Origin of the sequence: Microbacterium sp. NPDC091662, assembly GCF_044756705.1 — a bacterium.
Taxonomy (GTDB): domain Bacteria; phylum Actinomycetota; class Actinomycetes; order Actinomycetales; family Microbacteriaceae; genus Microbacterium.
The window spans coordinates 2,288,782-2,300,817 of the sequence record NZ_JBIVTM010000001.1 but is presented as its reverse complement, the minus strand read 5'-3'; the positions used below and the strand labels follow the sequence as shown (position 1 = coordinate 2,300,817).

Sequence of the window (12,036 nt, the reverse complement as noted above, 5' to 3'; positions counted from 1 at the left end):
TCGACGCTGAATCGGGGCTGAAGCGGTCTCACTCGACGGCCGACGAGAGGTGCGCCTGCAGCTCGCGGATCACCTCGCCGAGGGGACCGGACGAGAGGAGCCCGGGGCCGAGCGGGCCGGAGGGGTCGGTGCCCAGGAGCGGGAGGGTGCGCAGTGCCGCAGCGGCTTCGGGAGAGAGCTGCGCGAGCTGCCAGCGCACTTCGTCGGCACGCGCTTCGGGGTCGTCCGGGTGTGCCAGCTCGACGGCCCGCGCTGCGTAGGTGGCTGCCCCGAGAGCATGCGCGCCCATGTGCGCGACCCCCGCGGCCTGCGCTGCGGAGCGGGCGGCCGCGGTGCCGGCGGGAGTCGCCGCGGCGTGAGCGGCCCTGCCGGCCACGAAACGACGACGGATTTCGCCCGCAGCCGTGAGCTCGCCCCGGGCGAAGGCACGTGTCCTGGCGATGGCATCACGCGCCCGGTCGTCGTCCGGTGCCTCCCTCTCGAACAGAGGCAGCACGCGCTCGGCGCAGTCGGCAGCCCACACCGCGACGATCCGACGGTCGGTCTCGGTCATGCCCTGTGGAGTCGTCTTGCTCATCGTGCCCGGCGCTCAGCGCGGGATCGTGCCGCCTCGTGCGCCTCGCGGAGAAGGGCGAGCACCGCATCCGTCGTCCGTTCCGCAGGGTTGATCACGCACACCCAGCCAGACGTGCCGTAGAGCGGATGCCGGTGGAACACGTCGGCCGCGGTCGGATCGGCGTCAGCATCCACGATCGACTCGGTCTGTGCGCGCCCGACGTGGATGTTCACCCGGAAGCGTCCCGGAGCGTCGAGGGCGGATGAAGCGTCGTCGGGGTAGTCCTTCGTGATGATCGTGCCGTACGGCTGAGTGCGCTCCGGCATCCGTCCGTCCGGCGCGTAGTAGAAGTACGCGTCTCCCCACGACAGCTCCGGAAAGTCGCTTCCGGCCTCCGGGGCGACGACGAGGACACCGTCGTAGCCGCGGACCGTCTCGATGATCTTCTGCATTTTCATCCTTCAATGGTGAGGTGGAAGTGCTTATGTGGACTTCGGCCTGTAGATGAAAGGGAAGAGGATGCAGAACCCTCAAGAGATGACGTTCACGACGGCGCAGCTCGGACGGCTGGTCGGGTACTCGACGCAGCAGGTGCGCGATCTGGAGCGCCTCGGTGTCGTCCCCGCGGCTGCACGCGGTGCGAACGGGTATCGCCGGTATCGGATGCCGCACGTCACGGCGCTGCGGGCGTATCGTGCGATGGCGGCCGCGCTCGGCCCGGTGCCTGCCCGCCGGCTCATGCCCGAGCTGGTCGAGGGTTCCGTCGAGGGAGCCGCCGAGCGGATCGACGATCTGCACGCGGACCTCTCCCGCGAGCGTTCTCGGGTGCGGGAGGCGTTGAGCGGACTCGAGGTGGCCGTGGCCGAGGCCGACGACGTGTTCGCCGAGGGGGACGCGATGATGATCGGCGAACTCGCCCAGGCGCTCGGCATCCGCGCGTCGGCCCTGCGCCACTGGGAGCGCGAGGGGCTCGTGCATCCGCTGCGGGGTGCGGCGTCGACCCGTTCCTACGGTTCCGTCGCGATCACCGAGGCGAGGGTGGCCGCTGCTCTCCGCTCCGGCGGCTACGGCATCGCGGCGATCACGCGCATCCTCGACGAGGTGCGCACGCACGGTCGCACCGTCGAGGTGCAGCGCCTCCTCACGGAACGACTGGCCGACCTCACGCGTCGCAGCGTCGCCCTGCTCGGTGCGGCAGGACACCTGCACGACCTGCTCGCCGAGCGTCTCGCAGCGGGAGTCCCGTCGGTCACTCCTGACCGCTGATCAGCACGATGAGCTGCTCGGCGATCGGATTCGCGTCGAGCGGATCGGTGATGATCGACGCGATCGCCTCGAACGGCAGGACAGGAAAGCGGGCGGCGGTGCCGACCTTCTCCTCGCTGGCCAGCACCACGGTCTCCGTGCACCGCGAGGCGAGTGCCCGCTTCGTCACCGCGTCGTCGAGCTCGCCCGTCGTGAGGCCGTGCACGGGATCGATACCGGTCACGCCGAGGAAGAACTGGTCCGCGGAGAGGTGCTGGATGGCCTCCATCGCGAGTCCTCCACCGGCGACCAGGGAGTGCCGGGTGAGCTCTCCGCCGATCATGATCACACGGGCGTCAGAGTGCTCGGCCACGGCGAGAGCGACGGCGGGACTCGGGGTGATGACCGTGATGCCGGCGCCTGCGGGGAGCATTCGAGCCATCGCGAGGGTCGTGGTCCCGGCATCCAGCACGATCGTCGACCCGGGGCGGATGCGCGTGACGGCCGCACGTGCGACCCGCTCCTTGCTCTCGGTCGCGAGGTCGTGCCGTTCGCGCACCGGGCGTTCGGGCGCGGGGATCGGCAGGGCGCCGCCGTACACGCGCTGGAGCTTCCCCTCTTCGGCGAGCTCACGGAGATCCCGGCGGATGGCGTCTTCCGACACTCCGAGGTCGTCGGCCACCGCTTTCGCGACGACGCGTCCGTCGCGGGCGAGAAGGTCGAGCAGGTGGTCTTTGCGCTGAGCAGCGAGCATCTGTTTCCTCACGAAGTTGCACGATTGTGCATGATTCAGACTACAGTCAACTCCATGACGAAGCCACTCCTGATCCTCATCGCCGGCCCCTACCGCTCCGGCACCGACGGCGACCCCGTCCTCATCGCCCAGAATCTCGCCCGCCTCGAAGAGGCCTCGGGTCCGATCTTCCGTCTCGGGCACGTGCCGATGATCGGGGAGTGGGTCGCGCTCCCGATCCTGCGCACGCTCGATGCGGATGCGGATGCGGATGCCGGGGCGGAAGGCGACGTCATGTACGAGACAGCGCACCGCCTGCTGCAGCACTGCGACGCCGTGCTGCGGCTGCCGGGCGATTCTTCCGGTGCCGACAAGGACGTCGAGATCGCCCAGGAGCGCGGCCTCCCCGTCTACCGCTCGCTCGAGGAGATCCCCTCGGTCATGACTCCGTAGGCTGGAGGCATGACCAAGAACATCTGGACCATCCTCGGCGTCATCCTCGCCGTCGTGATCGCGTGGTGGATCGTGAGCGCGCTGTTCTCGGTCCTCTGGTTCATCGGGAAGCTCGCGATCGTGGCGGTCGTCGCCGTCGTGGTCTTCCTCGTGCTCCGTGGGATCTTCGCCCGCAGCGACGACTGAGGCCTGACGCCTCGCGCTCGGCGGTGTCGCCGGACCTAGGCCTTCGCGAACGCTCCGACACGGTACTTCGCGGCGCGGTGCGTGTCCTGCACGCGGTTGCCACGGCCGTGCAGCTTGTTCCGCAGCGTGCCCGGCGCGTACTCCTCGGGGTACGCGCCACGCTCGCGCAGCACCGGGATCAAGTGCTCGATGATGTCCTGCCACGTGCCGGGGGTGACCGCGTAGGCGAGGTTGAAGCCGTCGATGTCGGTCGCCTCGACCCACGACTGCAGCTCGTCGGCGATCTCGGCGCCGGATCCGACGATGGTGGGCCCGAGGCCGCCGATCGCGTTGTGGCGCCCGAAGTCGCCCACGGTCCACTCGCGCCCGAGGTCGGCCTCCTCCTTCAGGTGCTGCAGCACCGACTGGATCGCGTTCGACTCGACGTTGCCGACCGGCTCGTCCTCGGCATACTGCGACAGGTCGACGCCCATCCACCCCGACATGAACGTGAGCGCACCCTCGGGGCTCGCGTAGGAGAGGTACTCGGCGTGCTTCGCCGTCGCCTCTTCGCTCGTCGCGGCGGTGATCACGGTGAGCAGCGTGTAGATGCGGGCGTCGTAGCGGTCGCGCCCCGCCGCTTCGAGGGCGTCGCGGATGCGCTTCACGGTGCCGGCGAGCACCTCCTTCGAGGGGGCGGCGACGAAGATGGCCTCGGCGTTCTCGGCCGCGAACTTCACCCCGCGCGGGCTCGCACCGGCCTGGTAGATCACCGGCGTGCGCTGCGGTGACGGCTCGGAGATATGGATGCCGGGAACGCTGAAGTGCTTCCCCTCATGCCCGATCGGGTGCACCTTGGCCGGGTCGGTGAAGATGCCGCGCTCACGGTCCTCGACCACGGCATCGTCTTCCCACGAGCCCTCCCAGAGCTTGTAGAGCACCTCGACGTACTCATCCGCGTGGTCGTAACGGTCGTCGTGGGCGAGCTGATCCTCCTGGCCCATGTTGCGCGCGGCGCTGGGCAGGTAGCCGGTCACGACGTTCCAGCCGACGCGACCCTGCGTGAGGTGGTCGAGCGTGCTCAAGCGGCGTGCGAACGGATAGGGGTGCTCGAACGCGGTGCCCGCCGTGATGCCGAAGCCCAGGTTCTCGGTCACAGCGGCCATCGCGCTCACCAGCAGGATCGGGTCGTTCACTGGCACCTGCGCACCGTTGCGGATCGCGGCCTCGTTCGTGCCGCCGTACACGTCGTAGGTGCCGAGCACATCGGCGATGAAGATGCCGTCGAAGGTCGCGCTCTCCAGCAGCTTCGCCAGATCCGTCCAGTACGAGAGGGTGTTGTACTGGCGGGAGCGGTCGTCGGGGTGCCGCCACAGGCCGGACGACTGGTGGGCGACGCAGTTCATGTCGAAGGCGTTGAAGCGGATCTGACGGGTCATGCCCCCATGAAAGGCGAAGGGCGCGGGCGAATCCAGGGTCTCCGAAATGCACGGACACATTCCGGATGCGGCGCCCCGCGCTCTGGCGGGCGGCCGCCTCCGTGGGCTCTACCCTGGACTGGTGACCGACGAGACCGCGACAGCCCAGCGTCTGGTGCGCCGCTTCGCCCGTGAGACCAACCTGCTCGTCTCCGGTCGGGACTTCTCTGTCGTCGGGACGGATGCCGTGGCCGAGGAGCTGCGCCGGCTGCTTCCTGCGCTCGGCGCTCATCTCGGCGATGCGGGTGTCGTGTTCGCGCCCGGGGAGACCCCCGAGATCCTGCTCGACGGCCACGCGCTCCCGGTGCGCGAGACGGCGGAGGATCGCGTCGACGCCGCAGGACGGCACATGCCCGTCGCGACCGCTCTCGCGACGCGACTGCGCGAGGCCGGAACGGTGCGCGGGGTGCGGATCGGCATCGCGATGGTGCTCGAACCCAAGACCGCCCAGCTCGCCCTGCTGCTGCGGGATGCCGGAGCCACGGTCGCCGTCTATGCGCACCCCGACGAGATCGACCTCGAGGTCGCCCAGGTGCTGCGCTCCCGCGGTATCCCCGTCGACGGGGATCCTTCACTGTCGGGAGCGGCGGAGCGCGCCGCCGCGGTGTCGTTCCTGCGCCGTGGCTTCGACCTGCTGCTCGACGACGGCTCGCACCTGATCCGCCTCTCGCATGAAGAGGGTCTCGCATCGGAGCTGCGCGGCGCGGCGGAGGAGACGACGAGCGGGCTCACGCCGCTGCGCCTGATGGAGCGGGAGGGCGTGCTCGAGATCTCCGTCATCGCGGTGAACGACGCCCTGACCAAGACGTCCTTCGACAACCGCTACGGCACCGGCCAATCGTGCGTGTTCGCGATCGCCGACGCGTTGGACGACGTGGGCATCGACCTCCGCGACCAGCCTGCCGTCGTCGTCGGCTACGGCCCGGTCGGTGAGGGCGTCGCCGCGCACCTGCGGGCCCTCGGCGTGCAGGTCGGCGTCACCGAGACCGACCCGGTGCGTGCCCTGCGGGCCGCGCACGACGGCTACCGCATCGGCCGACTGCACGACCTCGCCCCCGGAGCCCTCGTCGTCTCGTCCACCGGGGCGCCGCATACGGTCGACGCCGAGGTGCTGCGTGCCGCGGCGATCGTGGCGGTCGCGGGCGGGGTTCCGCACGAGGTCGACCTCGACCCTGCGACGCTGCGACCGTACGCGGGAGCGAGCGGCGAAGCCTCTCCGTTCGTCGAGCGCGCCGGCGACGGTGCGCTCGTGATCGCCCGAGGCGGCTGCGTGAACCTGGCTGCCGGCGAGGGCAACCCGATCGAGATCATGGACCTGTCGTTCGCCGTGCAGCTGTACGCCGTCGAGCACCTGCTCGCCCACGAACTGCCCGCCGGTGTCCATGCCCTTCCCGCCGAGGCCGACACCGCCATCGGCACGGCCGCGCTCGCCCTGCGCGGCGAGCACATCGACCACCGCAGCCCGGCGCAGGTCGAGGCGCAGCGCGAGTGGCGCTCGCCGCGATTCCGAGGAGCGTCGGCATGACCGCCGTCACCGTCTACTCGGCAGGACTCGTGGTGCCGATCACGGCCCCCCCGATCGTCGATGGCGCGGTCGCGGTGCGCGACGGCCGCATCATGCACGTCGGTGAGCGCGAGTGGGTGCTGCGGTCGTTGTCCGAAAGGGGCATCGACGCCGACGAGGTGCACTGGCCCGGGGTGCTCACCCCCGGGCTCGTGAACGCGCACACCCACCTGCAGTACACCGGCATGGCCTCGGTCGGTCGCGGGCAGTACGACGGCTTCGACGACTGGGTGCGCGCTTTCGACCCGGTGTACGAAGGCGGTCGCGACTGGGCAGCGGATGCGGCCGACGGTGCGGCACAGGCGCTGCGCTCCGGCACGACGGCCGTGGCCGATGTCGTGACCGATCGCGCGGCGGCGACCGCTCTGCACGATGCCCGACTGCACGGCATCACCTATTGGGAGGTGATGAGTTGGACAAACGCCGACTGGGCCCGTACCGGACGTGCGCAGGTCGAGCAGGCCCTCGACGCGCTGCCGACCCCGCCGGGGACGGGCCTCTCACCCCACGCTCCCTACTCGCTCGACATCGAGCCGCTGCTCGAGATCCCCGACATCGTGCGCGAGCGAGGCGGACGCATCCACATCCACCTCGGCGAGGCCGCGTTCGAGAGCGAGTTCGCGCATGAGCATCCGCAGGCGTGGCACACGGCCGGGCTCGCCAGCTTCCAGGAACTGCGCAAGGCCGGATTCGGCACCAGCGCCACCGAGTTCGTCGATCAGCTCGGCGTGCTCGGCCCCGACTGCCACATCGCGCACGGCGTCTACATGAGCGCCAGGGACCGTGCCATCCTGCGGGAACGCCGCACGACGGTGGCCCTGTGCCCGCGGTCGAACGCCGTCATCGGACTCGAGGAGCCGCCGATCGCCGCGTACCTGCGCGAGGGCAGCCCGATCGCCGTCGGCACCGACTCGCTGTCGTCGAGCCCGTCGCTCGACGTGCTGGCCGACGTGGCGGAGCTCGCGCGCATCGCCCGCTCGCAGGGGTACACCGACCGCGACCTGCACGCGCGCCTGCTCGGGGCCGCGACCCTCGGCGGCGCTCACGCCATGGGGATCGACGTGGGCCCCGACCGCACGGGCTACCTCGCCGTGGGTGCCCTCGCCGACCTCACGCTCTTCGACGTCCCGGCCGGCCCCGATGCGGTGGTCGAACTCGTCGAGCACGGGGAAGGCCGCACCGCTGCCACGATCGTCTCCGGCGAGGTGCGCTACGCGATCGACGCCTTCGACCGTGCAGCGGTCGCCCCGTGACCGTTCCGGTCGCACCTCCTGTCGCCTACAGCGCCGGGAACCGACGGAAAGTGCGACCGGAATGACCCTCACCCCTGGATCTGGAGCTCTCTCATGACACAGCGCCCCGCGACCGCCGAGCGGCTCGACCTCGCCCCGCATCCGGAGGGCGGCTGGTTCCGCCGCACCTGGACGAGTCCGCTTCCCGTCGAGACGCCGAACGGTCAGCGGCCGGCGGCCACCTGCATCCACTACCTCCTGCTGCCGTCGGAGACGAGTGAATGGCACGTCGTGACCAGCGACGAGCTGTGGCTGTGGCACGGGCCGGGCCGGCTCGAACTCCGCCTCGGCGGAGACGGTGCGGAACCGGGCGAGGCGACGGCGATCGTGCTCGGCCCCGGTGAGGCGGCGCAGGTGCGTGTGCCGGCCGGCGTCTGGCAGGCCGCACGGCCGCTCGACGCCGACGAGGTGCTGGTGTCGTGCTTCGTGTCCCCAGGTTTCGACTTCGCCGATTGGCGACTCGCCGCATCGCCTACTCTGTAGAGGCAGACCGTGTCTGCAGAAGCAGACCCGTCCTGCCTCGCCGTCTTCTCCATACCCTCCCTCGCCCTGGAGTCATCGTGCCCTTCGCTCCCACCCTCCGCCGCGCCGCAGCCGTCGCCGCTGCTGCTGCCGCCATCGCCCTCACCCTCTCTGCCTGCAGCTCGCCGTCCGCCGACTCCGGCAGCGGAGACGGCTCGGGCCTTCCGACTGTGACCGAGGGCAAGCTCACGATCGCGACCGGCGAGCCCAACTACGAGCCGTGGTTCGTCGACGATGACCCCTCCAACGGCGAGGGCTTCGAAGGCGCGGTCGCCAACGCCGTCGCCGAGCAGCTCGGCTACACGGCCGACGACATCGTCTGGGTGCGCACCACCTTCGACGGCGCCATCGCACCGGGCCCCAAGGACTGGGACATCAACCTGCAGCAGTTCTCCATCACGGATGACCGCAAGAAGGCCGTCGACTTCTCGTCGCCGTACTACACGACCACGCAGGCCGTCGTCGCGGTCGGCGGCTCGCCCGCGGCATCGGCGACCACGATCGACGAGCTCAAGGCCACCAAGGTCGGCGTGGCCAGCGGAACCACCAGCTACACGGTCGCCAAGGCCCAGCTCGGCGAGGCGAACCTCAACGTCTTCAACTCGGTCGACGACGTGGTGCTCGCGCTCAAGGGCGGCCAGATCGACGCCATGATCACCGACCTCCCCGGTGCCTTCTACGTCGTCGGCGCCCAGCTCGACGACGGCGTGGTGACCGGGCAGTTCGCCGAGGCGAACGGCGGAGACGAGTTCGGCATCGTGCTGCCCAAGGGCTCGGCACTCACGGCCGATGTCACCAAGGCCGTCGACGCCCTGCGCGACGACGGCACGCTCGACGAGCTGCAGCAGAAGTGGCTCAGCGACGCGGTCGACGTCCCCGTCCTGAAATGACCTCACAGTCCGTCGACGCGGAGTGGCAGCCGAGCGCACTCGAGCTGTCACGCCGCGTTCTGCGGCGCCGGGCGACCACCCGATCCATCCTGATCGCGTTCGGCAGCAGCATCGCTCTGTTGGCGGTGGTGATCGTGGTCGTCGTCAACACCCCCGGTTGGGCGATCGTCAGCCAGACCTTCTTCGACCCGCAGGTGGCGCTGGAGAGCATCGGTCCGATCTTCCAGGGACTGCTCGTCAACCTCCTGGTGCTCGTCATCGCCGTGGTGTGCGTCGCGATCCTCGGCACGCTCCTGGCCACCATGCGCTCGCTGCGCGGACCGGTGTTCTTCCCCCTGCGCGCGCTCGCCGCGGCCTACACCGACTTCTTCCGTGGCATCCCGCTGCTGATCGTGCTGTACCTCGTCGGCTTCGGCATCCCCGCGCTGATGATCTTCCCGCGCATGCCCCCGATGTTCTGGGGCACGATCGCGCTGGTCCTCACCTACTCCGCGTACGTCGCCGAGGTGCTGCGTGCGGGCATGGAGGCCGTGCATCCCTCGCAGCGCATCGCCGCGCGGTCGCTCGGGCTGACCCACGGGCAGACGCTCCGGATCGTCGTCATCCCGCAGGGTGTGCGCAAGGTCGTCCCCGCCCTCATGAACGACTTCGTCTCGATGCAGAAGGACGTGGGGCTGATCTCGGTGCTCGGCGCCGTCGATGCGGTGCGTGCTGCGCAACTGATGGTCGCCGAGACGTACAACTTCACGCCCTACGTCGTCGCCGGCCTCATGTTCATCGTGCTCAGCTGGCCGATGATCCGCCTGACCGATGTCGTCACGGCGCGTCTGAACAAGCGCGAGCAGGCCGGAGGAGTCGTATGAGCGTGCCGGTGATCGAGGCCAGGGGCGTGCGCAAGCGCTTCGGCGATCATGACGTGCTGCGCGGCATCGATCTCGCGGTCGGAACGCACGAGGTGGTCGTGCTGATCGGCGCGTCCGGCTCGGGCAAGTCGACCCTGCTCAAGACCATGAATCTCATCGAGGGCATCGACGACGGGCAGATCTTCCTCTCCGGCGAGGACATCACCGACCCGCGGGTGGATGCCGATGCGGTGCGGGCCCGGATCGGGGTCGTGTTCCAGCACTTCAACCTGTTCCCGCACCTGACCGTGCTCGACAACGTCACGCTGGCCGCCGTGCGTGTGCACGGCATGCGCAAGACGGAAGCGCGTGCCCAAGCGCGTGCGTTGCTCGACACGCTCGGCCTCGGCGCCAAGGCCGATGAGTACCCCGACCGCCTCTCCGGCGGTCAGCAGCAGCGCGTGGCGATCGTGCGCGCGGTGCTCACGCAGCCCGAGGTGCTGCTGCTCGACGAGATCACCAGCGCCCTCGACCCGCAGTTGGTGGGCGAGGTGCTCGACCTGGTGCGACAGCTGAAGCAGCAGGGGGCCACGATCGTGATGGCGACCCACGAGATGTCGTTCGCACGCGAGGTCGCGGACCGCATCGTGTTCCTCGAGCACGGTGTCGTCGTCGAGCAGGGGCCGCCCTCGCAGGTGTTCGATGCCCCGCAGCAGGCGGCCACCGCGGAGTTCCTGGCGCGCGTGCAGCACTGACTCCCGGCGGCACCGACGCTCATCCGCTCGACGGATCGAAGCGGTACTGAGGGTGGATGCGCGCCCTCGGAGGCGCGTGCTGAGCTTGAGGTCTCCGCCGATTCCTCGAGAGGTCCCCACGTGAGCACGCCCCACATCATCCCGTCTTCCGCCGCGCCGACGGCCGACGCCTCCGCGTCAGGCTCGGGCGGCCGCCTGCGCCGCGGCGAAGGCGCCCCCACGGGGAGGCGCCGCATCGTCGGCGTGGACGTCGCGCGCGGGCTCGCCCTGGTCGGCATGTTCGGCGCGCACCTGATGATCGCGAGCGGTCCCGACCTCACCCTGACCGACCCGTCGACGTGGCTGGACATCGTCAACGGCCGCTCCTCGATCCTGTTCGCGCTGCTGGCCGGGGTGTCGCTTGCTCTCATGACGGGCGGCGCCCGCACCGCGACACCGGACGAGCTCCGGAAGATCCGGTTGCGCCTGGTCGGCCGCGGGGCGGCGATCTTCGTGATCGGGCTCGTGGTCGAGCTGCTCGGCTCGGGAATCGCCGTGATCCTCACGCTCTACGGCGTGCTGTACATCCTCGCGGCGTTCACGGTGCACCTGCGCACCCGGGTGCTGGTGATCGCCGGGGCGGCTCTCGGCATCCTCGGGCCTCCCCTGCTCGCCCTGATCGGCACGCTCTCGCCGGATCTGGGCGGCCCGGGACTGTCGCTCGTGCTGTTCGGCACCTACCCGATCACGGTCTGGGCCGCGCTGCTCTGCGCGGGGCTCGTGATCGGACGCCTCGACCTGACCCGGGTGAAGACGGCGGTCGTCATGCTCGTCTGCGGAGGGCTGATCGCGATCGGCGGCTACGCGCTGGGCGCTCTCCTCACGCCCCCGCAGCAGGATGCCGCGACGTCGAGTTCCGCTTCCGGTTCCGCTTCGGCTTCGGGTTCGATGAGCATGATCCCCGGGGACGAGGTCGACGTCTCCGGACTGACCTGCCAGACCAGCGACGGCGTGGTCGTCTGCTTCGCACCCGAGAAGGCCTCGCTGTTCGGTGGCGACGGCGGCGGCATCGACGAGGGGCAGTCGTACTTCGATCGCGTGGCTTCGCAGGACCCGCCCGCGAAGATGCTCGAAGCTGTCACCAGCGTCTCAGCCCACTCCGGCGGGGTGCTGGAGGTGCTGGCATCCGGCGGATTCGCGGTGGCCGTCCTCGGTCTGTGCCTGCTGGTGACCCGCTATGCGCGGTGGGCCGTTCTCCCCCTCGCCGCCTACGGCGCGGTTCCGCTCACCGGCTACGTCATCCAGGCGATCCTCATCCTGGCGGGAGCGGCGACCTGGTTGTCGAACCCGGTGCTGCCGTGGATCGCGCTCTCACTGCTCATGATGGCCGGCGCGCTCATCTGGACGCGCACGGTCGGCAAGGGGCCGCTCGAACGACTCACCGCGCGGGCGGCCGACGCCATGGCGCTGACCTCGAAGGGCGGCGTCACGGGGAAGCACCCGGACTGAGAACGACCTCGTGTCGAGGAGGGGCGACATCGAGGCGGAGGGGGATGCCGGGG

At 70.1% G+C, this 12,036-nt stretch carries 14 protein-coding genes; 10 read left to right on the top strand and 4 right to left on the bottom strand.

What is annotated here, in order from left to right:
- Positions 1-28 precede the first annotated feature (28 nt).
- A complete protein-coding gene (locus ACIQLD_RS11245) occupies positions 29-577 on the bottom strand; it encodes a putative immunity protein (protein ID WP_402608079.1) in 549 nt (182 codons plus the stop codon).
- Positions 574-1,008: a DUF6194 family protein gene (locus tag ACIQLD_RS11240; RefSeq protein ID WP_402608078.1), complete on the bottom strand. Its 435-nt coding sequence runs from the start codon at positions 1,006-1,008 to the stop codon at positions 574-576. The genes ACIQLD_RS11245 and ACIQLD_RS11240 overlap by 4 nt, the downstream gene beginning before the upstream one ends.
- A gap of 85 nt (positions 1,009-1,093) precedes the next feature.
- Here ACIQLD_RS11240 and ACIQLD_RS11235 point away from each other — a divergent pair, with 85 nt between their 5' ends.
- Positions 1,094-1,822: a MerR family transcriptional regulator gene (locus ACIQLD_RS11235; RefSeq protein ID WP_402608077.1), complete on the top strand. Its 729-nt coding sequence runs from the start codon at positions 1,094-1,096 to the stop codon at positions 1,820-1,822.
- On the opposite strand, the gene ACIQLD_RS11230 is transcribed toward ACIQLD_RS11235, so the two are convergent.
- Positions 1,806-2,555 carry a DeoR/GlpR family DNA-binding transcription regulator gene (locus ACIQLD_RS11230; RefSeq protein WP_402608076.1) on the bottom strand — a complete coding sequence of 250 codons (750 nt, stop codon included), beginning with the start codon at positions 2,553-2,555 and terminating at the stop codon, positions 1,806-1,808. The two genes, ACIQLD_RS11235 and ACIQLD_RS11230, sit on opposite strands and share 17 nt — an antisense overlap.
- Before the next feature lie 54 nt (positions 2,556-2,609).
- On the opposite strand from ACIQLD_RS11230, the gene ACIQLD_RS11225 reads away from it, so the two are divergent.
- Positions 2,610-2,987: a DUF4406 domain-containing protein gene (locus tag ACIQLD_RS11225; protein ID WP_402608075.1), complete on the top strand. Its 378-nt coding sequence runs from the start codon at positions 2,610-2,612 to the stop codon at positions 2,985-2,987.
- Between the two features lie 9 nt (positions 2,988-2,996).
- On the top strand, positions 2,997-3,173 hold the full coding sequence (locus ACIQLD_RS11220; RefSeq protein WP_402608074.1) for a hypothetical protein: 177 nt from the start codon (positions 2,997-2,999) through the stop codon (positions 3,171-3,173).
- Between the two features lie 35 nt (positions 3,174-3,208).
- Here ACIQLD_RS11220 and ACIQLD_RS11215 read toward each other — a convergent pair whose 3' ends face one another.
- Entirely contained in the window at positions 3,209-4,591 is a 1,383-nt protein-coding gene (locus ACIQLD_RS11215; RefSeq protein ID WP_402608073.1) for an LLM class flavin-dependent oxidoreductase, read from the bottom strand.
- 121 nt (positions 4,592-4,712) lie between these two features.
- On the opposite strand from ACIQLD_RS11215, the gene ACIQLD_RS11210 reads away from it, so the two are divergent.
- The 7 genes from ACIQLD_RS11210 (at position 4,713) to ACIQLD_RS11180 (ending at position 11,983) form a co-directional block, all read left to right on the top strand.
- Complete coding sequence (locus ACIQLD_RS11210; RefSeq protein WP_402608072.1) at positions 4,713-6,155, top strand: adenosylhomocysteinase; 1,443 nt, start codon at positions 4,713-4,715, stop codon at positions 6,153-6,155.
- The gene (locus ACIQLD_RS11205) at positions 6,152-7,447 is read left to right on the top strand and encodes an amidohydrolase family protein (RefSeq protein ID WP_402608071.1); all 1,296 of its coding nucleotides are present in this window, start codon (positions 6,152-6,154) and stop codon (positions 7,445-7,447) included. The genes ACIQLD_RS11210 and ACIQLD_RS11205 overlap by 4 nt, the downstream gene beginning before the upstream one ends.
- Before the next feature lie 93 nt (positions 7,448-7,540).
- Positions 7,541-7,969: a cupin domain-containing protein gene (locus ACIQLD_RS11200; RefSeq protein WP_402608070.1), complete on the top strand. Its 429-nt coding sequence runs from the start codon at positions 7,541-7,543 to the stop codon at positions 7,967-7,969.
- A 77-nt stretch (positions 7,970-8,046) separates the two neighbouring features.
- A complete protein-coding gene (locus ACIQLD_RS11195) occupies positions 8,047-8,898 on the top strand; it encodes an ABC transporter substrate-binding protein (RefSeq protein ID WP_402608069.1) in 852 nt (283 codons plus the stop codon).
- Positions 8,895-9,761: an amino acid ABC transporter permease gene (locus ACIQLD_RS11190; protein ID WP_402608068.1), complete on the top strand. Its 867-nt coding sequence runs from the start codon at positions 8,895-8,897 to the stop codon at positions 9,759-9,761. The genes ACIQLD_RS11195 and ACIQLD_RS11190 overlap by 4 nt, the downstream gene beginning before the upstream one ends.
- On the top strand, positions 9,758-10,495 hold the full coding sequence (locus ACIQLD_RS11185; RefSeq protein ID WP_021199478.1) for an amino acid ABC transporter ATP-binding protein: 738 nt from the start codon (positions 9,758-9,760) through the stop codon (positions 10,493-10,495). Before ACIQLD_RS11190 ends, ACIQLD_RS11185 begins: the two co-directional genes overlap by 4 nt.
- A gap of 120 nt (positions 10,496-10,615) precedes the next feature.
- Complete coding sequence (locus ACIQLD_RS11180) at positions 10,616-11,983, top strand: heparan-alpha-glucosaminide N-acetyltransferase domain-containing protein (protein WP_402608067.1); 1,368 nt, start codon at positions 10,616-10,618, stop codon at positions 11,981-11,983.
- The last annotated feature ends 53 nt before the right edge of the window (positions 11,984-12,036 follow it).

Bases quoted from the DNA above. Each gene is read 5' to 3' on its own strand.
- ACIQLD_RS11245 (WP_402608079.1), bottom strand. From the start codon at position 577: ATGAGCAAGACGACTCCACAGGGCATGACCGAGACCGACCGTCGGATC.
- ACIQLD_RS11240 (WP_402608078.1), bottom strand. From the start codon at position 1,008: ATGCAGAAGATCATCGAGACGGTCCGCGGCTACGACGGTGTCCTCGTC.
- ACIQLD_RS11235 (WP_402608077.1), top strand. From the start codon at position 1,094: ATGACGTTCACGACGGCGCAGCTCGGACGGCTGGTCGGGTACTCGACG.
- ACIQLD_RS11230 (WP_402608076.1), bottom strand. From the start codon at position 2,555: ATGCTCGCTGCTCAGCGCAAAGACCACCTGCTCGACCTTCTCGCCCGC.
- ACIQLD_RS11225 (WP_402608075.1), top strand. From the start codon at position 2,610: ATGACGAAGCCACTCCTGATCCTCATCGCCGGCCCCTACCGCTCCGGC.
- ACIQLD_RS11220 (WP_402608074.1), top strand. From the start codon at position 2,997: ATGACCAAGAACATCTGGACCATCCTCGGCGTCATCCTCGCCGTCGTG.
- ACIQLD_RS11215 (WP_402608073.1), bottom strand. From the start codon at position 4,591: ATGACCCGTCAGATCCGCTTCAACGCCTTCGACATGAACTGCGTCGCC.
- ACIQLD_RS11205 (WP_402608071.1), top strand. From the start codon at position 6,152: ATGACCGCCGTCACCGTCTACTCGGCAGGACTCGTGGTGCCGATCACG.
- ACIQLD_RS11200 (WP_402608070.1), top strand. From the start codon at position 7,541: ATGACACAGCGCCCCGCGACCGCCGAGCGGCTCGACCTCGCCCCGCAT.
- ACIQLD_RS11190 (WP_402608068.1), top strand. From the start codon at position 8,895: ATGACCTCACAGTCCGTCGACGCGGAGTGGCAGCCGAGCGCACTCGAG.
- ACIQLD_RS11185 (WP_021199478.1), top strand. From the start codon at position 9,758: ATGAGCGTGCCGGTGATCGAGGCCAGGGGCGTGCGCAAGCGCTTCGGC.